Raw genomic sequence first — 22,036 nt, forward strand, 5'->3', positions numbered from 1 at the left:
GGCCTATGCGACGACCGTCCGGGCCGCTGAAGACGAAGGGCGGCTGGTGATCTACTCGACCACCGATGCCAGCGTCGCCAACGTCCTGATCGCGGATTTCCGGACGATGTACCCGCGCATCGATGTCACGTACGAGGACCTGAACAGCACCGTGCTATACCACCGGTTCGTCGCCGAAACGCAGCTTGGCGGCGAATCGGCCGACGTGCTGTGGAGTTCGGCCATGGACCAGCAGGCGGCGCTGGTCAGCAATGGCTACGCGATGCGCTACGACTCGCCGGAGAAGGCCAGCCTGCCCAAGTGGGCGAACTGGAAGGACCAGGCCTTCGCCACCACCTACGAGCCGGTCGTCCTTGCCTACAACAAGGCGCAACTGAAAGCCGGCGAGGTGCCGCAGACGCACGCGGATCTGGCGCGGCTGCTGAATGCGGACCCGAAACGCTTCCAGGGCAAGGTGGTCAGCTACGACATCGAGAAGTCCGGGCTCGGCTTCTTCCTGGCAACGCAGGATGTCGCCGTGTCGCAGGACTTCTGGGATGTCGCCCGCGCCCTGGGCAAGAGCAGTGTGCGGCTCGACCTGACCACCGACGCCATGGTCAGGCGCGTGGCTTCCGGCCAGGCCCTGATCGGCTACAACCTGCTCGGCGCATACACGCTCGCGCAGGCGCGCAGGAACCCATCGATCGGCTATGTGTTTCCGAAGGACTACACGCTGGTGATGTCGCGCATCATGGTGGTGAGCAAGAAGGCGGCGCATCCGAATGCCGCGAAGCTGTGGGTCGACTATCTGCTGTCAAAGCGCGGCCAGACCGTGATTGCCAATAACGCGCGCCTGTTCGCCGTGCGCGACGACGTCGAAGGCGAAGACACCGCGGCGCGCCTGAGACAGACGCTTGGCGCCAGCCTGCGGCCGATCGCGGTCGGCCCCGACCTGATCGGTTACCTCAACAATCAGAACTACCGGGATTTCATCCTGCAATGGCGGCAAGCGCTCGCGCACCCATAGGGTCAGGGCGAGCGCGCCAGCGCATCGTTCCAGCGCCTTAGGAAGTCCTGCCGCTTGTTTCGGTCGAGGTAGGCCATCAGGCCGACCCCGATTGCGATCGGCCGGATGTTGCTGCCTGCGTCAAGCCGAAACACCGCCGCGTTGCCGCCGCCGGCCACATCGCTGCGCAACGCAAACAAGCCCATCTTGTTCGCCAGCACGCCCTGCCCGCGCTTCGAGAGGATGTAGTCGAGCCAGAGCCTGGCGGCATTGGGATGCGCCGCGCGTCGCTGGATAAAGGCAATGCGCGAGCCGACCAGCACGTAGTCCTGCGGATAGACCAGGCCGATGGCGGGATCGGCGAGCATCCTGCTGGCAGCGTAGGAACCGAGCACGTTGTACGCCAGCAGGCTTTCACCGGAGGACAGGCTCTGCAGCATGGCATCCGTGCTGGGCGCCTGCCGCGCGCGACTGGCACCCAGCGCCTGCGCTACCTCCCACAGCATGCCGGACGCCTTGGCGTCCTGCGTGGCCAACAGGAAGCCGAGGCTGGAGGCCGCCGGGTCATAGGTGACGACGCGGCCCTTGAAGCGCGCGGGATCCGCCTTGAGCAAGCGAATGAAACCGGCATGCGTGCGTGGCACCTCGGCCGCGGGCAGCGCGTGCTTGTTATAGGCAAAGCCGGCCGGCTCCAGCGTCGTGCCCCAGGCCTCGTTCTTCCACACGGACCAGTCCGGCAGGTGGGCGCGTTCGGGGGAGGCATACTGCAAGGCATGGCCGTCATTGACCAGCTTGACCTGCAGGTCCATGGCCGAACTCCACAGCACGTCGGCCGTGGCGCTGCGGCTCTGGATTTCCCTCAGGAAGCGGTCGTAGATCTCGGTGCTGTTGAGGTCGTGGTACTCCACCTCCACGCCGGGGTACATGGACTTGAAATCGGCAATCAGGTACCTGGCCTCGGCCATGTCGGTGGGAGAATAGACGACGACCCTGCCCTCCTGGCGGGCGGCCGTGATGGTTGCCGCATAGTCACCGGGATAATTCTGCGGGACCTGCGCCTTCGCCGTGACCAGTGTCAGCAACAAGAGGAGACCGCTCAACCATGCTCTCAATGCCATGTTCCCCCCCAAGTCTGCCCGAGTCGGCGCATCATTATATCTACGCCAATGCATTTCCCGCGGGCGCTGGCGTTTCCTCCCGGGAGTAAGCCCATGCGCACACTACTCGTCGAAGACAACCCGAAACTGGCCCGCTCGCTGATGGAGGCGCTGGGAGCCGCAGGCATGGTGCTCGATGTGGTTTCCGACGGGCTCCATGCCGATCAGTTGCTGCAGGCCGAAAGCTACGACGTGGTCGTACTCGACCTGGCATTGCCGGGCCTGAGCGGCATCGAGGTGCTGCGCCGCGCCAGGGCGCGCGGCGACGATGTCCCGGTCCTGATCCTTACCGCCTCGGGGGAGACGCCCGATCGCGTGCGCGGGCTGAATGCCGGCGCCGACGACTACCTGCCCAAGCCATTCGACCTGACCGAACTGGTCGCCCGCCTGCGCGCCATCGCGCGGCGCCGGCAGGGACGCACCCATGCGCTGTTCGAACTCGGCCGCCTGTGCTTTGACAGCGTGGCCATGGAGTTCACCGTGGCGGGCCAGCCGCTGGTATTGCCGCGGCGCGAGCACGGCGTGCTGGAAACGCTGATCACCCGCGCCGGCCGGCCGGTCAGCAAGCAGGAGATGTGCGCGCAGTTGTGCTCGCTGGACGACGCCGTCAGCGCGGAGGCCGTGGAAATCTATGTGCACCGGCTGCGCAAGCGCCTGGAGGGCAGCGGCACGCTGATCCGCACCTTGCGCGGACTGGGTTATCGCCTGGAAGCCAGCGATGATCCGGCTGCGTAACCATCTTCTTCGGTGGCTGCTGATTCCCCTGGTGATCGTCTGGGCGGTCGGATTCTGCATCAGCTACGTGCGCACGCTGGAGCAGGCCAACCAGGCTTACGACCGCACGCTGCTTGGCTCGGCGCTCGCCATCGCCGAGCGGGTATCGGTGCAGAACGGCGAGCTCAGCGTCGACGTGCCATACGCCGCGCTGGAGATGCTGGAAACCCGCTCGCAGGACCGCATCTTCTACAAGGTGAGCTGTCTCGACCCGCCCAAGGTGTTCACCGGCCACGAAGACCTTCCCGATCCACCCAGGCCGCCGCAGGACGATGCGCCGCTGTTCCTCGACGCCGTGTACAACGCGGAACCCGTGCGGCTGGTGGCGCTGCGGCGGCCCGTCTACGACGCCAGGATCTGCGGCCCGTTACTGATCGAGGTCGGCGAGACCACGGGCGCCCGCGAGGCGTTGTCCAAGCGCATCCTGGTCGACGCCAGCGCGATGCAGCTGACCCTGATCGTTGTGGCTGCGCTGCTGATCGCGCTCGGCGTGCGGCGCGGCCTGCTGCCCTTGCGGCGCATCCGGGACGAGATCAAGGGCCGCGACGAGACCGACCTCACGCCCATCGCGACGCAGACCGTGCCGCGCGAAGTGGTTCCGCTGGTCGAGGCAATCAACCTGCACACCCAGCGCCAGCGCCAGATCAACGAGGCKCACCGGCAATTCATCGCCGACGCCTCGCACCAGCTGAAGACGCCGCTCGCGGTGCTCAGGACCCAGGCCGCGCAGGCGCTGGCGCAGTCCGATGCGCAACGCATGCGCCAGATCGTCGAGGAGATACACGACAGTACCGATGCCACCTCGCGCATGATCCAGCAACTGCTGGCATTGGCGCGCAGCGAGGCGGGGCATATTGTCGACGACGAGGAACTGGATCTGGTGGAACTCGCCCGTCAGGCGAGCTTTGATTTGTTGCCGCAGGCACTCGACAAGCGGATCGACCTCGGCTTCGACGGCAGCGCACCCGTGTGGATGACAGGCAAGGCCCTGCTGCTGCGCGAGCTTGCCTCCAATCTTGTGGACAATGCGATCCGCTATACGCCTGAGGGCGGGAAGATCGATGTGTCGGTCACGCGTGATGCGGCGGGTGACGCCGTGCTTGAAGTCGATGACAACGGGCCGGGCATCCCGCCCGACGAGCGAGACAAGGTCTTCGGCCGCTTCTATCGCGCACGCGGCGCGCGGGCCGATGGCTGCGGCCTTGGGCTGTCGATCGTCAAGCAGATTGCCGACCGGCACGGTGCCCATGTCGAACTGGGCCAGGCCCCCGGCAACGCAGGCCTGCGCGTGCGCGTGCGATTTCCGTCGTCCCGGCCGTCGGCAGCGCGGGATGGCAAGCGACTCGATTGAGACGGCGTAGTTGAAGTCCTTGCCCATGGGGTCGGAGAGGAGCGAGTGTTGGTGCAGGATCTTCAGGTTCAGTTGATTGGGCCACCAGTCCCGGTTCGACGTGCCGCTGCCCGCGGCATGCATGAACGGGCATTTCGTTTCCATCGACATGTGCTTTCCCTTTCATCGGGAATGGAGCGAGCTTCGTCGTTCTTGGGCTTGTCCCATTTTGCGGGRGGCGTGTGTATTGCCGAATCGCACTACGGAATGTGTTTGCGAACACGGTTTTGCAGGCACGCGCCGCCCCGGCAATACGGGCCGCCGCCAGTACGGTGCGTAGACGGGCCCGTCAGGAATTTTGTGCTTAGGGCACAACATGTCGCCTAGGCGCATGTCATGCCACGCAAAACCAAGACGAGCCAGGCCGTCGGCCGTTAGCTGCCCACGCCATCCGTGCGCGATACTCACCGGCGGTCATCGCAAGTCCAAGCGGCACTACAATGACGCCTGATTAGAGAACGGAAGAGTGGATGAGGTTATTTAGTCACTTACCAAAGAAGCGTCGTCCTCGCCACTCCCCTGCAGCATTCATCGTTCCGGCTGCGATTGCGCTGACGTGTGCCGTTGCGGGATTGGTTGCATTCGCGCTCATCCAGATGCGCAGCGACGCCCTGGTCGGCGCCGGCGAGGCGTCTTCGAACGTCGCCCTGACTTTGGAACGAAGCATCTCGCGCAACCTGCACATCTATGAGCTAGCGCTCGGTGGCGTCATGGAGACCATGCAGGATCCGGTAGTCATGGCGATGCCTGCCCAGTTGCGGCAACGCGTTATCTTTGACCGCTCCATGAACGCCGAGGATATGGGTTCGCTGCTAGCAACCGACGCGCAGGGAAACCTCGTGCTGGATTCTACGAGTTGGCCGCCTCGGCGCAACAACGTCTCGGACAGGGACTACTTTCAGGTCCATGCCGAAGCGGCATACAGCGGCGTGTTTCTTAGCCGGCCGTTTCAACCGCGACTGACAACGGAAAACAAGTCCATCGCACTGAGCCGACGCCTCGAGACCCGCGACGGCACTTTTTCGGGCATCGTAGTCGGCACGCTTCGCCTGGACTACTTTCGCAAGCTCTTTGACGGCGTCAATCTAGGCGCGGGCGGAACCCTCACCTTGCTCCGGACCGACGGCACCGTCATCATGCGCCGGCCGTACGGTGAGGACGATATTGGACGCAACATTTCAGATAGCGCCTCCTTTGGGCCCCTGCTCCAGGGCACCGATGGCAACTTCATCGGTGTGGCCGCGGTCGATAGCGTGCGACGTCTCTACAGCTATCGTCGGGTTCCCGACTATCCGCTTGTGATCGTGGTTGGCCTCTCCGTTCATGATGTCCTTGCGCAGTGGCATCGGCGAGCGTGGTTGTTTGCTGGTCTTGTCGTTGGCGTTGGCACCTTGATCATTGGCCTCGCTGTCATGCTGTCGCGTCAGTGGCAGCGCCGCCTCAAGATGGAAGACCATCTGCGATGGATGGTCGATACTGACGGGCTCACCGGCGTTGGAAGCCGGCGGGCTCTTGACGACGCCGCAGACAAGGAATGGCGTCGGGCCCGGCGCGCCGGTACGCCGCTCTCCTTGCTGATGGTCGACGTCGACCACTTCAAGCAGTTCAATGACCGATACGGTCATCTAGCCGGTGACGACGCCCTGGCCGCCGTCGGGCACTGCATCCAGCAACATATCCGCCGACCGGGCGACTATGCAGGTCGCTACGGAGGCGAAGAGTTCGCCATCTTGCTTCCGGATACCGATGCGCAGGGTGCGGTCATGGTTGCCGACAGCATCCGGGTCGCGGTTCAAAGTCTGCATATCGGGGCCAGCAGTGTTCCGGCGAAATTGACCGTCAGCATTGGGGTCGCAACGGACGCTCAAGATAAACTCGGATGCCGTACCTTTGCTGACCTGCGGCACTTCTTCCGTGTCGGAGACGAAGCTCTCTACCTGGCAAAACGCGAAGGACGTGACTGCGTGGTTGAGTCGCGCGAGAATGCCCGGATTGCTTTCCAGAATTGCGGGCACTAGTTTCGGCTCACCTTGGCTCTCGTTGTCCATCGTGCTTGCGTCCGCAAATGGTGGTTGCGCAAGCAAGCCTGCCCACGCTCAGCCGCAAATGCCAGGTGGGTTCAATTTCGCGCTTGCAAACGTGCCACTACTCCGCCGGACTGATGCGAGGGCTCCTATCTGCCTGAACGCAGGCAAGCTTACCGTGCGAGCCTCGGCCCAATCCCCATATTGAACACGCTCACCACTTGCTTGAGCCTGCCTGCCTGATCTTCCAGCGAGCCGGCGGCGGCAGCTGCCTGCTCGACCAGCGCGGCATTGTGCTGCGTCACTTCATCGATCTGCGTGATTGCCTGGTTGACCTGCTCAATGCCCGATGTCTGCTCCTGGCTTGCCGCCGAGATCTCGGCCATGATGTCGGTGACTCGCTTGACGCTCTGGACAATCTCGTTCATCGTCGCGCCCGCCTGCTCGACGAGCTGGCTGCCGGTGGTGACCTGCTCCACCGAATCGTCGATCAGTGCCTTGATCTCCTTGGCCGCGGACGCCGAGCGCTGCGCCAGACTGCGGACCTCGGCGGCCACCACCGCAAAGCCCTTGCCTTGTTCGCCAGCGCGCGCGGCTTCCACGGCCGCGTTCAGCGCCAGGATGTTTGTCTGGAACGCGATGCCTTCAATCACGCTGATGATGTCGACAATCTTCTTTGACGACGCGTCGATTGACTCCATGGTCTGTACCACATCGGACACTACCGCCCCGCCTTTGGCGGCGACGTCCGATGCGGAGACCGCAAGCTGATTCGCCTGGCGAGCGTTGTCGGCGTTCTGCCTGACGGTGGCGGTGAGCTCTTCCATGGACGAAGCCGTCTCCTGGAGGGAGCTGGCTTGTTGTTCCGTGCGTGCCGACAGATCAGCGTTGCCGGCCGCGATCTGTCGGGACGCGACCGTAACCGATTCGGTGGACGCACGGACAGAGCCAATCACCTCGATGAGGCCGTCCTGCATGCGCTTCCCGGCGGCGGCGAGCGCACCGATCTCATTGTCCGCGTTCTGTTCGAAACTACCCGTCAGGTCGCCGCCGGCCACCCGGTCCAGGCGTTGGCCAATTGCCTTCAGCGGCAACAGCAGGATATGACCGAGCGCCCAGCGCGCGGCCACGGCAATCAGGATCATCATCAGCAGCATGACCGCAAGCACCATTTGCGTCGTTTCCAGCGTGCTGCGCGCTTCGTTCTGCGCCGTATCGCTCTTGAGTGCCGAGCGCTTGGCGAGCTTTTCAAGCTCGGCATTGAAGGCGCGAGATGCGGCAATGCTCTGGACCGCGGAAAGTTTGTCATACAGCGCGGTGTCGCCCGCGACAACGGCGCTCTGCTCGGCCCTGACGCTCTCATTGAGCGCCTGGTACGTAGCCACCACCCTCTTGGCAAGTTCGACGTCCTCAGGGTTATCCCTGGGCGACGCGGCGAACACCTCGATTTGCCGCTGCCCCTGCTCCAGCCGCGCGGCCACCGTCTTGATCAGATCCTTGGCGGCATCCTCCTGACCCGAGCGCGCGGCGCTCTGCGTGCCCGCAAGGGAGACACGGGCACGCTGCGTGGCGGCAAACGCCGCGTTCGCGGCCTGGATTTCCTCGGTCGAATGGATCATGCGCGCGAGGGATCCGGTGGTGTCGTGCAGGCCTCGCCAAGCCAGGAGACTGTTGATCGCCATGAGGACGACAAATAAGCMAAGTATGACCATCAAACTGGTGCTAACCCGCAAGTGCTTCATCATTCACTCTCAATGTAGGGGGGGAATCGATCCCACCCGGTGGGCGATGGCTCGACGGGGCAGATAGCGCGCCTTGCTCCGATTTACGGTTTCAACGGCAAGGCCGCGCCAATCTTTAGGGCGCTTGTGGTTCCTTCGTAACAAGCGCCAATGGCTCCTGCCATCACCGTTCCCACGGCGATCGCCACGCGATGGGGAAGTGCAATCTTTCGATTCCCGTCCCGTGGAGCTGATGAGTGTTTGTTGAGGGGCTGTTGCCGCAATGGCGATCCGCGGAGCAACTGAAGCTGAACAGACCCCGGACTTGCCGCGTCGTCAGCAGTTCGGGCGGGCGCGTCACGAACTCAATATCGGGAACATCTGCTTCATGCGGGGGTGATGATGGGACATCGCGCCGCCCCCGTTGGCGGGGGGCGGCGGATGCCCTTAGAGGCCGGCGTAGACCATTTTCGTGAACTGGTCGCCGTTGAACACGAAGTTGCCCCATTTCGCGTCGAAGGCGGCCGTCGGCCTGGCGGCGATGATCTCGTCGAGCGACTTGCCCTGTTGCTTCAGTGTGGCCACGTTGTTGCGGACCGTGACCAGCATGTCGCGAAATTCGATCAGTTGCGTGCGCGTGCCGACCGCACCGTGACCGGGAATGACGATGGTGCGCGCGGTGGTACGGGCTACGGCCTGGTTGGCCCACTTGATCGCGCCATCGATGCTGCCGCCATCCTCGTTGTCGATATAGGGGTAGAAGCCGTTCCAGAAGGTATCGCCGAGAGCCAGTACATCCGCCTTGCGGAAGTAGACCCACAGATCGCCGTCGGTATGCCCATGGCCGAAGTTCTCGACCTCGACCCGGGTACCGCCGAAATCGAAGGTCTTTTCGTTCTTGACCAGCAGCGTCGGGCGGGCGGCTTCCGGTACCGGATCGAAGGTCCAGTTCCACGCGTTTACATGCGTGGTCTCGGTCAGATGCCGGAAGGTGTTCTCCTGCGCGACGATGGTGGCGCCCGCCTCATGCATGCCGGCATTGCCGTCGGTGTGATCCCAGTGCCAATGCGTGTTCACGACGAACTTCGGCGGTGACGGGCTGATCTTCGACAGCGCCGCGCGCAGTTTCTCCTGCGACTTGCTGATGCCGGCGTCGACCAGGAATTTTCCTTCCTTGCCGGAAAGGACCGTGATGTTGCCGCCGGAACCCATCAGCACGGTGATGTTCCCGCGCAAGGGTTGAACCACGAGATCTGCGTCAGCGCGACGCAGATACCGGGCCCCTGCGCCGGTATGGAAGTAGTCGTCGGGCGTGACTTCGGCGGGCTCGGCGGTAGCCGCGCTGGCCAGCGCGGAGGCCAGCAAGGGGCTCGCCACAATGAGGATAAACAGGGAGGATCGCTTGAACATGACGTCGTCTGCCAAATGAGTGGATGCGAGCCGGGTTGCGCGCATCGCGGACGAGTATGGCGATCGCGGACGCGCGGCGGCATCGCCGCAGAGGGGGATTCCGGCCAAATGGCGGTGGTTTTCGGCCAGTCCCCGGATCGATCTCGGCGCGCGTGGACAGCCGGGCCGCGGCCGGCGTGGAGACGTTCCTGCTCGATATTGCTGCGGCGACACCCCGAACCGTCTCCTGAAGATCTGCCGCATGTCGTTGCCCACGATGCGCATAGCCGGAATCCCACGCCTTTTGGCACGAAAAACACGACTACCGTCATGAGCAGCCGCAGCTGGCATGAAAGCCACGCAGATTGGCGCTTCCCGGCCGTCCGTCAGCGCTGTCTTCCAAGGTGATCGCGGGAACAATCTCACCCAAGGTTCGAAGCCGTTTCGGCCTTCCCACTGGAGAAAACAGAATGAGCGCAGTTCCCGCATCCCTCGCCGAGCGCGTCGGCCCGGCCTTTTCCGTCGATGGCATGCTGCTGGCCCGCAACAAGACCCGCGAGGCTGTCGCCAGGATCGCCTCGCGCGTCAAGCCGGGCATGGTCGAGGAAGATGCCGTCGAAATGGCCAAGCGCGTCATGCTCGACGCCGGCCTCGCCCTCAGCTGGCACCCCACGCGCGTCCGCTTCGGCCGCAACACCATCAAGCCGATGAAGCAGGCTTCCGAGCCCGGCGTGATCCTGCAGGAAAACGACATCTTCTTCGTCGACATCGCCCCGCGCGTGGATGCATGGGAAGGCGACGGCGGTGCGTCGTTCGTGGTGGGTCAGCATGAGGAATACGAGCGTTGCGCGCGCGATGCCGAGGCGCTGTTCCACGAKGTACGCAATATCTGGAAGCGTGACCGCCTGACCGGCCAGGCACTCTATGCGGAAGCCGACCGCATCGCCAGGTCGATGGGCTGGGAGCTCAACTTCGACCTGCCGGGTCACCGCGTGTCGGACTTCCCTCATGCCACGATCCACACCGGCTCGCTGGCCGAACTCGAAGCCAGCCCGTCGTCCATGCGCTGGATCCTCGAGATCCACGTACGCGATCCGCAGAAGCGATTCGGCGCGTTCTTCGAAGACATGCTGCTGCAAGACGAAGACTACCTGTAAGCGCGGCCCTGTCCGCCGGTGCGGTCGACTTCCCTTCACACCACGGTGCCGCTCCGCGCGGGCGGCACGTCGTCACCTCATTTTAAGAAGGAACCTCTCATGAAAGTCTGGCAATGTATCGTCTGTGGCCTCGTCTACGATGAGGCCCTCGGCGACCCCGAGCACGGGCTTGCTCCCGGCACGCCCTGGAGCGATGTGCCGGACGACTGGGCCTGCCCGGAATGCGGCCTCAGCAAGGAAGCCTTCGAAATGACTGAAATTGGCTAAAGAACAAACCATGGACCCTTTGATCATTATTGGCGCCGGGCATGGCGCCTTTGCATTTGCAGGCGCGTATCGCAAGCTCGACGCCACCCGGCCGATCCTGCTGATCACCGAAGATGGCGGCGATGCGTACAGTAAACCCATGATCTCCAACGCGTTCGCGCAGAACAAGGCTTTCGGCGACCTGATCACGGGCACCTACGAGGCGATGATCGAGCGGCTGAATCTCACGCTGCTCCGCCAGACGCGTGTGGAACGGATCGATACCGCAAGCCGCTGCGTGCACACATCCGCCGGCACCCACGCCTATAGCGACCTGATGCTGGCGCTGGGCGCGATACCTGTCAGGCTGCCCATCGAAGGCGATGGCGCTGCCGACGTGATGTCAGTCAACACCTTCAACGACTACCAGTCATTCCGCGCGCGGATCGACGGCGCGCGCCGCGTATTGATCATGGGCGCCGGCCTGATCGGTTGCGAGTTCGCCAACGACCTTGTCCATGGCGGCATCGCGTCGGTGATGGTGGACCCGTCGCCCCAGCCATTGGCATCGCTGGTACCGGCGACCCTGGGCGAAGGCATGCGCGGCGCGCTGTCGCGCGAGGGCGTCGCGTGGAAACTCGGCACGACCGTGCGCCGCATCGACCGCACCGCCGATGGCTATCGCGTGTCGCTGGCCGATGGCAGCCACGAGGACGTGGATGCCGTGCTGTCGGCCATCGGACTGCGTCCGCGCACCGACCTGGCGGCGGCTTCCGGCATCGCCGTCGATCACGCCATCCGCGTGGACGATCACGGCCAGACCAGCGCACCCAACGTCTACGCGATGGGCGACTGCGCGCAGTACGCCGATGGCCGCTGGTTGCCCTACATCCGCCCGATCCTGGTCGCTGCCCGCAGCATCGCTGCCACCATCGCCGGCACGCGCACCCCGATTGACTTTCCTGCCATGCCAATCATGGTGAAGACGCCGGCCTACCCGATCTCGGTGGTACGGCCTCCGCAGTCCACGGCCGGGACCTGGAAGGAGGAAACCGTCGACGGCGGCCGCCGGCTCGTGTTCCAGGATGACAGCGGCGTACTGCACGGATTCGCCGTCAGCGACAAGGCCGTCGCCGCGCAGCAGGCACTCCTGAAGGCGCTTGGCACGCCCTACACGCCGCAGTAGTTTCTCGCGCGTGCCAGGGGGGTGGCGAAGTTCCGGGACAGTTCCGGGACAGTTCCGGCGCGATTCCGGCCATGGCGCCGGCCTGGCCTACAGTGCGGGTCCTTTCGGCGTCACGGCCGCCTACGACCAGTACAACCCGACGCTCACCGCAACGGGCAATACGGGAACGGTCAAGAAGGCTGCCGCAGCGGCCGGCTACACCGTTGGCAAGGCCAAGGTGGTGGCCGGCTATCGACCCACTGATTTGACGAACTAACCGTCAGGGATAGCGGGAATCCTCTCCTTGCGGCAACAAGGGAAAACACTGGATCCGCTCAAGGAACGTGCTGGCCCCTGAAGCAGGATTTTCGTATCGGTGTGTATCTCCCCGCGGTGGCGACACATGCCCTTACGTCGACGCCCCTCGCGCGCTACAGGCGGGATACATCCGTCGCGTCAAATGCGTCCGGTAGCCCGGCAGCGAGCAGCATCAATGCGATCCTCCGCTGCGCGCCGACTGTGACCAACATTGCCGCGATCAATTCCAGTCGATTGGTCTGGCGCTTTTTCCGTTCGCAACCCAGGAGTTCCCCATGAAGCGCTCAAACGCTCTTTTCGCGGCCACGCTCGCTCTCTCGATCAGCGTCCTCGCCAATGCTGCCCATGCCGCGGAGCCGGCCAAGACCGCGGAAGGCCGTCCGCCGGCTGTGATTCCCGTGGAATCGGAGCCGGCGCCAAAACTCATTGCGTATCCGCCGCTAGCCGAGGCATTGGCTCGCGGGGTCGTCATCATTCAGTACCGGACCGAGAACATGCGAATCATGCCGGTATTCGGCAAGAACGCCGTTGAGGTATCGCCGCATCTCGGCCACCTTCACGTGACGGTCGATGATTGGCACGGAACCTGGGCCCACACAAGCGAGGATCCGATCATCCTGGTTGGATTGAAACCCGGCGCGCACAAGATCCTGCTCGAGCTGTCCGATCCGGTTCACAAGATCATTACCAGCGAAACTGTCGCCGTTACCGTCCCGGAGCTAAAGCCATCCAAACCCCACGAGCACTGATAGCCCGCGCAGGAAAGGGATCGTCCCGGGGTACCTTGCCATCGGCGAATCCGACCGTTGCTTCGCTTCGCGAAACCAGGGTTGCCCCGTTTCCTGCGTAGCCATGAGCGAATTACCGTGGAAGCCAGCGGGCTTCCACGGGGCGCGGCGCGTGTCGTTCAGACCTTGGCGTGGGTGGCAGCCCATTGCGAAGGATTGACATCGATCGCCAGCCCGAGGCCGGAGCCGATCACGCCGACGTTGTTGAGCGTGTTCACGTTGACGCTCTGCAGCTGGAGGATGTTCTGGTTGACGTTGACATTGACGTTGGCGAGCCGGGCCGTTCAACGATAGATGTTGTTCTGGGCGTTCTGGGTCGAGTTGACATGCGACTTGATGTCGTCCACGAAGGCAGCGTTGTTGCCGTTCATGTTGACCACATTCTGSGTCTGGCCGATCAGYTGCGAGGCGTTGAAGGTCGAGTCGACCTTGACCGCGCTGAASACRGGCAKGAAGGGCACGAAGCCGCCGCGCACGGCGCRCATGGCGCSGGCGTCGAGTTCTTCGGTGACGGACAGGTCTTKGATGGCGATGGTAGTCATGGCAGTTCTCCGGTACTCAGTGATGTGCGAATTCGGTTGGCGCGCTCGGCGGGGCCGGCGGCTTAGCGGTAGATGTTGTTCTGGGCGTTCTGGGTCGAGTTGACATGCGACTTGATGTCGTCGACGAAGGCTGCGTTGTTGCCATTCATGTTGACGACGTTCTGGGTCTGGCCGATCAGTTGCGAGGCGTTGAAGGTCGAGTCGAGCTTGACCGAGCTGAACACCGGCACGAAGGGCACGAAGCCGGTGCCGCCGCGCACGGTGCTCATGGCGCCGGCGTCGAGTTCTTCGGTGACGGACAGGTCCTTGATGGCGAGGGTGGTAGTCATGGCAGTTCTCCTTGGGAGCGATTGAACTTTGGGTTCGGTTGGTTTGAGCAGTGTTTCTGCGCTCGGGAGGTACAAACGCATGGAGTGTGCCAAGGGCGGGGCTTGGGAGAAATTTCTTTCGAGTGCGAAATATGGCGTCAAACCCAGGGGCGTGCCGTCCTGGAACTGGCGGGCCGGAACCAACACAACGACACCGGAGTGTCTGCTCTGAGCCGACACGGGCGCCCGGGCGGTACGCCCGGAGTCCGAGCAGGATGGATCCCGATGAATGGAAAGCGCGGTGACTGCCTTGGGCGTGACCCTCTGCCCGGCCTGTGCGTTGACTGAAGTGAGCGGGCGCGCCGTTGCCCTTTTCGGTGACGTTACGCCCGAGCAGGATGTCGGGCGGCTCTTTGCCGGGGCGCGCGATGCATTCGGGCCCGTGGACGTGCGGCACTACAACGTCGGCATCGGCAAGGTGGGTGCCGCCATGGAGACGAGCGCGGCTGTACGACGCGGAGCACTTCGATCGGGCCAGGCAGGCGCGCGCGCGTCTGGTGCCTGTGGGCCGCATGGGCACCGCCCGGGACGTGACTTATGCGTGTGCTTTCCTCGTATCGGACGCCGCCGCCTGCATCACAGGCACCGAGTTGATCATCGACGGCGGCATCACCGGAAAATAGGCGTGGCAGCACGACCCGAAGAGGGAACCGTGTTCATGACGGGGCGGCCCGGCGACATCGGCCGGGCCGCCGTCGAGCGGCGCCGTGTCGATGGCCAGCAGTAAACGCCTGAACCGGCCGCCAAATGCCGTGCGCGATCGCCGCCACCTTGGGCCTGCCATCCCGAGGCCTGAAGGGAATCGTGCGGCGCCGCAGGGCGACGGCCGAAAGCCTACGCTCCTGCTGCGATCATCTTGAGCACCGCCGCGGCAAGCTTGCCCCGGGCCTCTCCCAAGTAATCAACCGCGTCGAAATGATGGCCGCGCTCCTGATCGACAATCTCAACCGCGATTCCCTGCTCATGCAGTTGCGCACAGTACTCGGCCTGCAAACGGTGGTATTCCGAGGACTCCTCGCCGCCAACCGTCAGGATCATTGGCAGCCTGGTTGAGGGCAGGTGTTGCATGGGACTGTAGGCGGTAACGTCCGCCGCGCTAAGGCCCACGACTTGGTTGAGATAGCAGAGCCGGATCGGCTCGAGGTCATAGAGGCCACTGATGGCGCATCCGCCTTTCATGATATCTGCGGGGACATCGAAGTCGGCCCAGCGCGTTCCTGCAAGTGTTGCAGTGAGGTGGCCGCCCGCCGAATGGCCGGAGACGAAGATGCGATTGGGATCGAAATCCAGTTCCCTGGCGTTTCGGTACAGCCAGACCACGGCGTCCTGGTTGTCGCGTACGATCCCGGCCATGGTCACGTTTGGTGCCAAACGATAGTTCACCACGGCGACATTGATATTGTGTTCCAAGTACGGCTTGGCGACATAGCTGAAGTCCGATTTGTCCAGCGACTGCCAGTATCCACCGTGGATGAAGACCAGCAATGGCCGGCCCGGCTTGCCGGCAGGAAAGAAGTCCAATGACTGCTTGGGGTCATCGCCGTACGCTAGGTCTTCCTTGACGGGACGTGCGAGGCGGAAGTCGCGGCTCTCCTTCGCCCATCGGTCGAAGATCGCTTGATAGTGCGGGATCCCGCCCCTGACGTTGTATTGCTTGTCCAGGGACTGCTGGTCGAAGTTTCGATACACTGACATTTGAGTTTTGGCTCCGAACTGGGGGATCGATGGAGAGATCGATCCCTGGGGTAAATGCGACGTGCGCTGACGTCGAACCCACAATACTTTCTGGCGCCGCCCAGCGCGCGCCGGCGGATGACACTTGTTGTCTCGGAGACGCCATGTTCGGAAAAAGTGAAAACCGCGAGGACTACCAGCACATTGGCCGACCAGTTGGCGGGATGGCCCGCGCGTTGCCCGATCGCTTTTATATCGATTACCACTCGCACCCGCGTGCCCAGCTGATCTACGCGTACAGTGGCGCGATCCTGGTGACCACAGGGATGGGCTCCTGGGTGGTGCCGCCCCAGCGGGCGGTATGGGTGCCGGGCGACGTTCGCCATGCCATGCAGGCATGCGGTGAGGTCGAGATGCGCACGGTCTATGTTCGTGAGGACGCCGTGCCCAGCGAACTGACGACATGCTGCGTCGTCGCGGTGCCGCCGCTGCTGCGCGAGCTCGTTTCGGAGATGGTGCGCATGCCGGTCGACTATGAGGAAAACGGCCGCGACGGCCTCGTCGCCGGACTGCTCCTGCAGGAGATGCGCCCCCTGTCCGTGGTACCTCTCCACCTGCCTATGCCAAAGGATGCGCGCCTTGCCAAGATCTGCGCCCGGATCGTCGCCGACCCGTCCGACGAGACTTCCGTCGAGGCCTGGAGCCGGTCAGTGGGCGCCAGCGACCGCACCATCATCCGGCTGTTCCCCGAGGAGACCGGCCTGACCTTTAGCCGCTGGAAGCAGCAAGCCAGGCTGATGGCCGCGGTGCGCCTTCTGGCCCAGGGACGCCACGTGACCGACATCGCGTTGCAACTCGGTTATGAGAGCCCGAGCGCCTTCAGCGCGATGTTCCGGCGGGCGCTGGGCATGACTCCGACTGAGTATTTTCGCGACGCGACTCGGCGGTAAGGGCGCACCGGCCTCACAGCCTGGCGTCTGCGCGATATTGCCTGGCGTCCGTGCGCCGGACAGCCGAAGCCTCGGGCGGCACAGTGAAGGTGGCGAATCTGTCGTGCAATCTGTGCGCGGCGGCGCGCTCGCCATCGCTCACAAGAGGAACCCCGTGACAATCATCGATCGCATTCGCGAGGCAGCAATCGTGCTGCCGCCGCCAGCCATTCCAACGGCCCTGTTCGTACCTTATACCCTGCACCGCGGCATCCTGACGGTTTCCGGCCAGTTGCCCGTGCGCTCAGGCCAGCCTATATTCGCCGGGCGGGTTCCAGCGGAAGTGTCCCTGGACGATGCGCGCGAAGCCGCCCGCCTTTGCGTCGCCAATCTGCTGGGCTGGGCCTCGGCGGCCACCAACGGCGATCTGGAACGGATCGATGGCGTGCTTCGCCTGGGCGGCTTCGTCGCGACTTCCGATGGCTTCCATGACGCGCCGGCCGTGGTCAATGCGGCGTCGGAGTTGATCAACTTCATCTTCGCAGACAAAGGCCGGCACGCCCGTATCGCCATCGGCGTGGCCAGCCTGCCGCTTGGCGCTCCCGTGGAGATCGAAGCCACGTTCGCGCTCGACGTCGAAGCATGACGATGTCACCTCAGATTGGCTATGCCGACGTGCTCGTGGGTCTCCAGTATGGCGACGAGGGTAAGGCGAGAGTCGTCGACCATATTGCCGGTAGCTATGACATAGTGGCGCGCTTCAACGGCGGCGCCAACGCAGGCCACACCATCGCCACGCCTCAGGGTACCGTACGTTTGCGGCAAGTTCCGTCCGGCGTGTTGCATCCCGATCTGTCCCTCTACATCGGGTCAGGCTGCGCAATTGGGCTGACCCAGTTGGCCGAGGAGATTGCGATGCTGGGCAGCCTTGGTATATCGTTGCACTCGCGCCTGGCCATCAGCGATGCCCGGTGGTCCAGCCCCTGCATGTCGCGCTGGACCGCGAGCACGGTGGCACCATTGGCACGACAGGCAACGGCATTGGCCCGTGCTACGCCGACCATGCCTTGCGGGCACGCGATGGCACGCGGACCTCGTTTCAGCTTCGTGACCTGTTGGCCGACAGTGACGCCGTTTTTCTCCAGGTGGCCGCTGCCAGCCGGGAACACGACGCGGACCTAGATATCAGTCGCATGCGCGCGGCGTGGGCGGAGATCCGCAACCTTGTTGTGTCCGATCCGACCTTCCTTTCACGTCGCGTACAGGACGGGGCGCGCGTCTTGTTCGAGGGCGCGCAGTCGGTGATGCTTGATATCACGCATGGGGACCAGCCGTGGGTGACGTCAAGCCATACGGTGCCAGCGTATGCCTACGTCGGCGGCGACCTGCCGTGCCGGTATCACCGCAAGACAATTGGCATTGCCAAGGCCATCGTATCGCGGGTCGGATCGGGACCGCTCCCATCCGAGCTTGGCGCAGCGCAATCTGCTGAGTACTGCGCAAGTGCGGCGCAACGTGGACTAGGTCGGCAGCAGGAAGCCCTGGTCTACGATCCTGGCCTCCTGTTGGCAGGCGAGGATGCCTTCGGCCTCGGCGTCGCCATCCGCATGCTGACCGGTGAGTATGGCACCGGCACCGGCCGCCCGAGACGGGTCGGCTTGCTCGATGTCGCGCAGCTTCGGCGTGCCGTGCAGCAGCATGGGATCGACGAGCTTTTCCTCAACAAGTGCGATTGCCTGGCGTTGTTCGCCCAGACGCCCGACCACGCCATCCCGCTGGTGGATAGCGACTGGACGGATAACGACGGGCCCATAATCCACCGCTTTGCCGCGTTCAGCGCGGCAGCACTGCCTCGCAAACCTCAGGACCCATTGCCGCCCGAGCTCGACGAACTCCTGCGCTGGCTTGCCAGCCAGCTCGGATGCCGCCTGCGCGGCATAGGGCTGGGCCCGGCGCGCGAACAGTTGCGCGTGCTGCCTTGATCCCGCCCAAGTCCTCCTTGGAGACAACCATGACCCCCGACTACCTGAGCGCAGAGATGCGCCGCACTGACCTTGCCTGGACCGACTGGCCCGCCATTGAAGCCTTTCTTAAGGACGAACTGATCTGCCGTGTCGGTGTCCACGACACACCGTTCCCGTACGTGACGGCGCAGAGTTTCACCTTCACTGGTGACGCCTTTCTGATACACAGTTCGCGCTTTGGAAAGCTGGCGACTGCGATCCGAGCCAACGCGCATATCACCATCGAGATCGACCGCCCCGTCGCCTTGCTGAAGGCGCCCAAAGGCCAGAACACCAGCCTCGAGTACTACAGTGTCATCGCACGCTGTGTCGCGACGGTGCGCGAACGGACCGAGGATATCCGCGCACACCAGTCTGTGGCGCTGGACAAGTTCCGACCCGAGAAGGACTACACGCCGATCGAGGACGGCGCGGCGAACCAGATCGTGGCATACCGGTGCGAGATTCAGTCGCTGACGGCCAAGAAGCGGATCCTCGCCGACGGGCAGTATTCACCGCCCGGTCAGCCGCGTGCGCCATACCTGCGCTATCCATTTCCCGCCGGTGCCTCCCTGTCGGCGCTGCCGGAAGATGCGTTTGATCCCCTGCGCTTCGCGACCCGCTGACCCGCACCCCTTGGCTCCTCCAGCGAGCCGCCCTGCCGCCGGCATACGTGAAAGCGTGTGCCGGCGCGCGCCTTTCCGATTCGCCTTCCTCCTGCTGCTCCGATTGCGTCTGTGTACCGAGCGCGCCGCTACAGCCTGTTGAGGYCGGTGCCGTCCGCCGCTCGGGTTGGCGCCCCGGCGACATGCTTTGGCATCCCGGAGCGGGCTACGCAGCCAGGGCCGCGCGACATTACATGCCAACCGGCGAAGTTGCACGAGCCGGCCCCTAAATTCCCCGGCCAATACAAGACAGGAGACAAGATGAAAGTGACCTCTACAGAGCTGATGCGGGTCCGCATCAGTGACCGACTGGAGCGACTACCCGTATGCGGCTACCACCGCTTCCTCTTCATGGTGATCGCACTGGCGTTCTTCTTTGACAACCTTGACTTGGCGATGATGACGTATTTGCTCGGCTCGATTCGCACCGAGTTCGCGTTGACCAGTGCGCAAGCTGGGATGCTGGGCAGCGCGAGCTTTGTTGGCATGGCTGTCGGCGCGCTCAGTTCCGGTATGCTTGCCGATCGCTTCGGACGCAAGCCGGTGTTTCAGGTAAGCATGATCGTGTGGGGCTTGGGCAGCTTTCTCTGCTCCACCGCCAGTGACCCCGTGACGCTTGGCATCTATCGCCTGTTGCTGGGTCTGGGGATGGGTATGGAACTGCCGCTCGCACAAACGCTTTTGTCCGAATTCATCCCCGCTCGCCAGCGCGGCAAATACTTGGCGCTAATGGACGGAAACTGGCCCATCGCTTTCATCTGCGCGGGGCTCCTGTCATACCACGTGCTCTCGGCGTACAACTGGCGCACCATGTTCCTGCTCGGCGCGGTGCCGGCACTGTTTCTCTTCGTGGTGCGGCGCTACGTGCCGGAGTCCCCACGCTGGCTCGAATCCAAAGGCAGGCACGAGGAAGCCTCTCGCGTGGTTGATCACATCGAAGAGACGGTGAAGCGACGGATGAAACTGACATCGCTGCCCGAGGCCGCAGCCACCGCTGTCGTCCCCGAAGCCGAGATATTCGGCGTGAAGGTACTGTGGTCGCCGGAATATCGAAACCGAACCCTGACTGTGTGGGGCCTGTGGTTCTTTGCGCTGCTTGGCTTCTATGGGCTCAACACCTGGATTGGGGCGCTGTTACAGCAGACCGGCATGGGCGTGACCAAGTCGGTGCTATACACCGTGTATATCTCCGTCGGCGGCATCCCGGGATTTCTGTGCGCCGCCTGGGCCATCGAGCATTGGGGCCGTAAGCCGGCATGCGTGATCACGCTCGTGGGCGGCGCGGTGATGGCTTTTCTGTATGGCCGCGTCGCGGGTATGAATTCGGAGCCTGTCGCACTCTTCCTGTCGGGCGGAATGATGCAGTTTTTCATGTTCGGCATGTGGGCCGTGCTGTACACCTATACGCCAGAGCTTTATCCGACCCGCGCCCGCGCTACTGGCTGCGGCATGGCCTCCACGGTTGGCCGATTCGGTTCGCTGTTGGGGCCAACCATGGTCGGACTTATCCTGCCGCTGGCAGGCCAGGCCGGCGTCTTTGCGCTGGGCGCCGCCTGTTTCCTGACGGCTGCATTCATCGTTTATCGCTTTGGCATTGAAACGCGAGGCGAGGCGTTGGAATCGATCTCAGCTGATTGAGCAACGGAAGGGAGGGGGCGGCCTTCGGCATTGGCCGACTGCGAAATGATCGATAGGTCGGGACAACCTGCGTGTGACCGATTTGACGCTGGTCCGGCTCAAAAGGAACAAGCTCCGGCTTGCCGAACCCAAGGAGACGAGAGCCAGCCGGCGTTTCCGGCTGCTCGTCGTCGAGACGAAGGCCATGACGAATAGGCGATGAGATCCGCGTCGCCTGCGTCTTTCTCTGCTCCCGATCCGCTTCAATTCGCGGCCGAGGGCAACCCCAGGAGCGCCCGCGCCTGCGCCACCGTCGCCACGGGGCGCCCATGCTCCTTGCACAAGGCCGCTACCTGGCCGACCAGCGCGGCATTGGACGGGGCAAGGGTATCCTTGTCGAGCCGGACGTTGTCCTCCAGGCCGGTGCGACAATGGCCGCCGAGTTCGAGCGACCAGCGCGCCATCGTCAACTGGTCCCGGCCGATGCCCGCGCCGGTCCAGGTAGCATCGGGCGCCAGGCGCCGCAGGGTCTGCACGTAGAAGGCGAGCACTTCCCGATCGACCGGCATCGCATTCTTGATGCCCATCACAAACTGAATATGCAGTGCGCCGTCGATCTTGCCCGCCTGTTGCATGGCGACCGCCTGGAAGATCATCGACAGATCGAAGGCCTCTATCTCGGGCTTGATGGCGTAGGCCTTCATTTCGGCGGCAAGCCAATCCACGAGGTCTGGCGGATTGTCATAGACGCGAGTCGGGAAATTGACTGATCCCGTGGCAAGCGACGCCATGTCCGGCCGCAGCGACAGCATCCCGCCGCGCTCCTTTCCCGCCCCGGAGCGGCCACCGGTCGAGACTTGCGTGATGATGCCGGGCGCATGCTTGCGGATTCCCTCGAGTACGAGGGCAAAGCGGTCCGGCTCCGAGGATGGCGTCTCGTCGTCATTGCGCACGTGCAGGTGGACGAGCGTGGCGCCCGCTTCGAACGCGGCCTGGGTGGACTCGACCTGTTCGCTGACGGTGATCGGCACGGCAGGGTTGTCCCGCTTGCGCGGCAAGGAGCCGGTGATGGCGACGGAGATAATGCAGGGCTGGGTCATGTCGGCTCCTGAGGTGGTATAGGG

At 63.7% G+C, this 22,036-nt stretch carries 20 protein-coding genes and 2 pseudogenes; 15 read left to right on the forward strand and 7 right to left on the reverse strand.

The features are described from left to right. Positions 1-1,006, forward strand: a 1,006-nt coding sequence (locus tag AC1DO7_RS23110; RefSeq protein WP_477116613.1) for an ABC transporter substrate-binding protein, incomplete at its 5' end; no start/stop codon positions are given. A gap of 2 nt (positions 1,007-1,008) precedes the next feature. Here AC1DO7_RS23110 and AC1DO7_RS23115 read toward each other — a convergent pair. Then, positions 1,009-2,103 carry an ABC transporter substrate-binding protein gene (locus tag AC1DO7_RS23115; RefSeq protein WP_441620623.1) on the reverse strand — a complete coding sequence of 365 codons (1,095 nt, stop codon included), beginning with the start codon at positions 2,101-2,103 and terminating at the stop codon, positions 1,009-1,011. A gap of 93 nt (positions 2,104-2,196) precedes the next feature. Between AC1DO7_RS23115 and AC1DO7_RS23120 the strand changes: the two genes are divergently transcribed. The 3 genes from AC1DO7_RS23120 (at position 2,197) to AC1DO7_RS23130 (ending at position 6,324) form a co-directional block, all read left to right on the forward strand. Continuing rightward, positions 2,197-2,877: a response regulator gene (locus AC1DO7_RS23120; RefSeq protein ID WP_441643367.1), complete on the forward strand. Its 681-nt coding sequence runs from the start codon at positions 2,197-2,199 to the stop codon at positions 2,875-2,877. Further along, the gene (locus tag AC1DO7_RS23125) at positions 2,861-4,267 is read left to right on the forward strand and encodes a sensor histidine kinase (protein ID WP_441620627.1); all 1,407 of its coding nucleotides are present in this window, start codon (positions 2,861-2,863) and stop codon (positions 4,265-4,267) included. The genes AC1DO7_RS23120 and AC1DO7_RS23125 overlap by 17 nt, the downstream gene beginning before the upstream one ends. Before the next feature lie 509 nt (positions 4,268-4,776). Then, positions 4,777-6,324 (forward strand): sensor domain-containing diguanylate cyclase, encoded by a 1,548-nt coding sequence (locus tag AC1DO7_RS23130; RefSeq protein WP_441620629.1) that lies wholly within the window; start codon positions 4,777-4,779, stop codon positions 6,322-6,324. Between the two features lie 179 nt (positions 6,325-6,503). Here the strand turns inward: AC1DO7_RS23130 and AC1DO7_RS23135 are convergent, their stop codons facing one another. Continuing rightward, positions 6,504-8,075, reverse strand: coding sequence for a methyl-accepting chemotaxis protein (locus AC1DO7_RS23135; protein ID WP_477116614.1), 1,572 nt, complete (start codon positions 8,073-8,075; stop codon positions 6,504-6,506). A gap of 423 nt (positions 8,076-8,498) precedes the next feature. Beyond that, positions 8,499-9,725: an MBL fold metallo-hydrolase gene (locus AC1DO7_RS23140; protein WP_441620633.1), complete on the reverse strand. Its 1,227-nt coding sequence runs from the start codon at positions 9,723-9,725 to the stop codon at positions 8,499-8,501. 185 nt (positions 9,726-9,910) lie between these two features. On the opposite strand from AC1DO7_RS23140, the gene AC1DO7_RS23145 reads away from it, so the two are divergent. From AC1DO7_RS23145 to AC1DO7_RS23165, 5 genes and pseudogenes are all read left to right on the forward strand, one after another. Beyond that, entirely contained in the window at positions 9,911-10,597 is a 687-nt protein-coding gene (locus AC1DO7_RS23145; RefSeq protein ID WP_477116615.1) for a M24 family metallopeptidase, read from the forward strand. Between the two features lie 99 nt (positions 10,598-10,696). Continuing rightward, positions 10,697-10,864: a rubredoxin gene (locus AC1DO7_RS23150; RefSeq protein WP_441643368.1), complete on the forward strand. Its 168-nt coding sequence runs from the start codon at positions 10,697-10,699 to the stop codon at positions 10,862-10,864. Between the two features lie 10 nt (positions 10,865-10,874). Further along, positions 10,875-12,029: an FAD-dependent oxidoreductase gene (locus AC1DO7_RS23155; protein ID WP_441620639.1), complete on the forward strand. Its 1,155-nt coding sequence runs from the start codon at positions 10,875-10,877 to the stop codon at positions 12,027-12,029. A 34-nt stretch (positions 12,030-12,063) separates the two neighbouring features. Next, positions 12,064-12,264, forward strand: a pseudogene (locus AC1DO7_RS23160) (porin); the annotation flags it as partial. A 337-nt stretch (positions 12,265-12,601) separates the two neighbouring features. Then, positions 12,602-13,075 carry a DUF6130 family protein gene (locus AC1DO7_RS23165; RefSeq protein ID WP_441620640.1) on the forward strand — a complete coding sequence of 158 codons (474 nt, stop codon included), beginning with the start codon at positions 12,602-12,604 and terminating at the stop codon, positions 13,073-13,075. A gap of 323 nt (positions 13,076-13,398) precedes the next feature. Here the strand turns inward: AC1DO7_RS23165 and AC1DO7_RS23170 are convergent, their stop codons facing one another. After that, a complete protein-coding gene (locus AC1DO7_RS23170; RefSeq protein ID WP_477116616.1) occupies positions 13,399-13,656 on the reverse strand; it encodes a hypothetical protein in 258 nt (85 codons plus the stop codon). Between the two features lie 62 nt (positions 13,657-13,718). Further along, on the reverse strand, positions 13,719-13,985 hold the full coding sequence (locus tag AC1DO7_RS23175; RefSeq protein WP_441620646.1) for a hypothetical protein: 267 nt from the start codon (positions 13,983-13,985) through the stop codon (positions 13,719-13,721). 551 nt (positions 13,986-14,536) lie between these two features. Here AC1DO7_RS23175 and AC1DO7_RS23180 point away from each other — a divergent pair. Continuing rightward, positions 14,537-14,647, forward strand: a complete 111-nt coding sequence (locus tag AC1DO7_RS23180) for an SDR family oxidoreductase (protein ID WP_441623673.1) — start codon at positions 14,537-14,539, stop codon at positions 14,645-14,647. A gap of 211 nt (positions 14,648-14,858) precedes the next feature. Here AC1DO7_RS23180 and AC1DO7_RS23185 read toward each other — a convergent pair whose 3' ends face one another. Next, entirely contained in the window at positions 14,859-15,719 is an 861-nt protein-coding gene (locus AC1DO7_RS23185; RefSeq protein ID WP_441623675.1) for an alpha/beta hydrolase, read from the reverse strand. A gap of 143 nt (positions 15,720-15,862) precedes the next feature. Here AC1DO7_RS23185 and AC1DO7_RS23190 point away from each other — a divergent pair, with 143 nt between their 5' ends. The 5 genes and pseudogenes from AC1DO7_RS23190 to AC1DO7_RS23210 all read left to right on the forward strand — a co-directional run bounded on the left by AC1DO7_RS23190 (position 15,863) and on the right by AC1DO7_RS23210 (position 20,933). Then, positions 15,863-16,648 (forward strand): AraC family transcriptional regulator, encoded by a 786-nt coding sequence (locus AC1DO7_RS23190; RefSeq protein WP_441623677.1) that lies wholly within the window; start codon positions 15,863-15,865, stop codon positions 16,646-16,648. A 154-nt stretch (positions 16,649-16,802) separates the two neighbouring features. Then, entirely contained in the window at positions 16,803-17,273 is a 471-nt protein-coding gene (locus tag AC1DO7_RS23195; protein WP_441623679.1) for a RidA family protein, read from the forward strand. Positions 17,274-17,275: 2 nt separating this feature from the next. Then, positions 17,276-18,609: pseudogene (locus AC1DO7_RS23200) on the forward strand (adenylosuccinate synthetase). Positions 18,610-18,638: 29 nt separating this feature from the next. After that, positions 18,639-19,256, forward strand: coding sequence for a pyridoxamine 5'-phosphate oxidase family protein (locus AC1DO7_RS23205; RefSeq protein WP_441623681.1), 618 nt, complete (start codon positions 18,639-18,641; stop codon positions 19,254-19,256). 300 nt (positions 19,257-19,556) lie between these two features. Then, positions 19,557-20,933, forward strand: a complete 1,377-nt coding sequence (locus tag AC1DO7_RS23210) for an MFS transporter (RefSeq protein ID WP_441623683.1) — start codon at positions 19,557-19,559, stop codon at positions 20,931-20,933. A gap of 242 nt (positions 20,934-21,175) precedes the next feature. On the opposite strand, the gene AC1DO7_RS23215 is transcribed toward AC1DO7_RS23210, so the two are convergent. Further along, on the reverse strand, positions 21,176-22,012 hold the full coding sequence (locus AC1DO7_RS23215) for a 3-oxoadipate:acetyl-CoA acetyltransferase (protein ID WP_441623719.1): 837 nt from the start codon (positions 22,010-22,012) through the stop codon (positions 21,176-21,178). Positions 22,013-22,036: the final 24 nt, after the last annotated feature.

The sequence above is a fragment of the Cupriavidus sp. 05N40 genome, assembly GCF_056397305.1.

What these genes read in the sequence shown, in the direction of transcription:
- AC1DO7_RS23165 (WP_441620640.1), top strand. Translation starts at nt 12,602, where the DNA reads ATGAAGCGCTCAAACGCTCTTTTCGCGGCCACGCTCGCTCTCTCGATC.
- AC1DO7_RS23180 (WP_441623673.1), top strand. Translation starts at nt 14,537, where the DNA reads ATGGGCACCGCCCGGGACGTGACTTATGCGTGTGCTTTCCTCGTATCG.
- AC1DO7_RS23190 (WP_441623677.1), top strand. Translation starts at nt 15,863, where the DNA reads ATGTTCGGAAAAAGTGAAAACCGCGAGGACTACCAGCACATTGGCCGA.
- AC1DO7_RS23210 (WP_441623683.1), top strand. Translation starts at nt 19,557, where the DNA reads ATGAAAGTGACCTCTACAGAGCTGATGCGGGTCCGCATCAGTGACCGA.
- AC1DO7_RS23155 (WP_441620639.1), top strand. Translation starts at nt 10,875, where the DNA reads ATGGACCCTTTGATCATTATTGGCGCCGGGCATGGCGCCTTTGCATTT.
- AC1DO7_RS23205 (WP_441623681.1), top strand. Translation starts at nt 18,639, where the DNA reads ATGACCCCCGACTACCTGAGCGCAGAGATGCGCCGCACTGACCTTGCC.
- AC1DO7_RS23150 (WP_441643368.1), top strand. Translation starts at nt 10,697, where the DNA reads ATGAAAGTCTGGCAATGTATCGTCTGTGGCCTCGTCTACGATGAGGCC.
- AC1DO7_RS23115 (WP_441620623.1), bottom strand. Translation starts at nt 2,103, where the DNA reads ATGGCATTGAGAGCATGGTTGAGCGGTCTCCTCTTGTTGCTGACACTG.
- AC1DO7_RS23140 (WP_441620633.1), bottom strand. Translation starts at nt 9,725, where the DNA reads ATGCGCATCGTGGGCAACGACATGCGGCAGATCTTCAGGAGACGGTTC.
- AC1DO7_RS23215 (WP_441623719.1), bottom strand. Translation starts at nt 22,012, where the DNA reads ATGACCCAGCCCTGCATTATCTCCGTCGCCATCACCGGCTCCTTGCCG.
- AC1DO7_RS23175 (WP_441620646.1), bottom strand. Translation starts at nt 13,985, where the DNA reads ATGACTACCACCCTCGCCATCAAGGACCTGTCCGTCACCGAAGAACTC.
- AC1DO7_RS23120 (WP_441643367.1), top strand. Translation starts at nt 2,197, where the DNA reads ATGCGCACACTACTCGTCGAAGACAACCCGAAACTGGCCCGCTCGCTG.
- AC1DO7_RS23130 (WP_441620629.1), top strand. Translation starts at nt 4,777, where the DNA reads ATGAGGTTATTTAGTCACTTACCAAAGAAGCGTCGTCCTCGCCACTCC.
- AC1DO7_RS23185 (WP_441623675.1), bottom strand. Translation starts at nt 15,719, where the DNA reads ATGTCAGTGTATCGAAACTTCGACCAGCAGTCCCTGGACAAGCAATAC.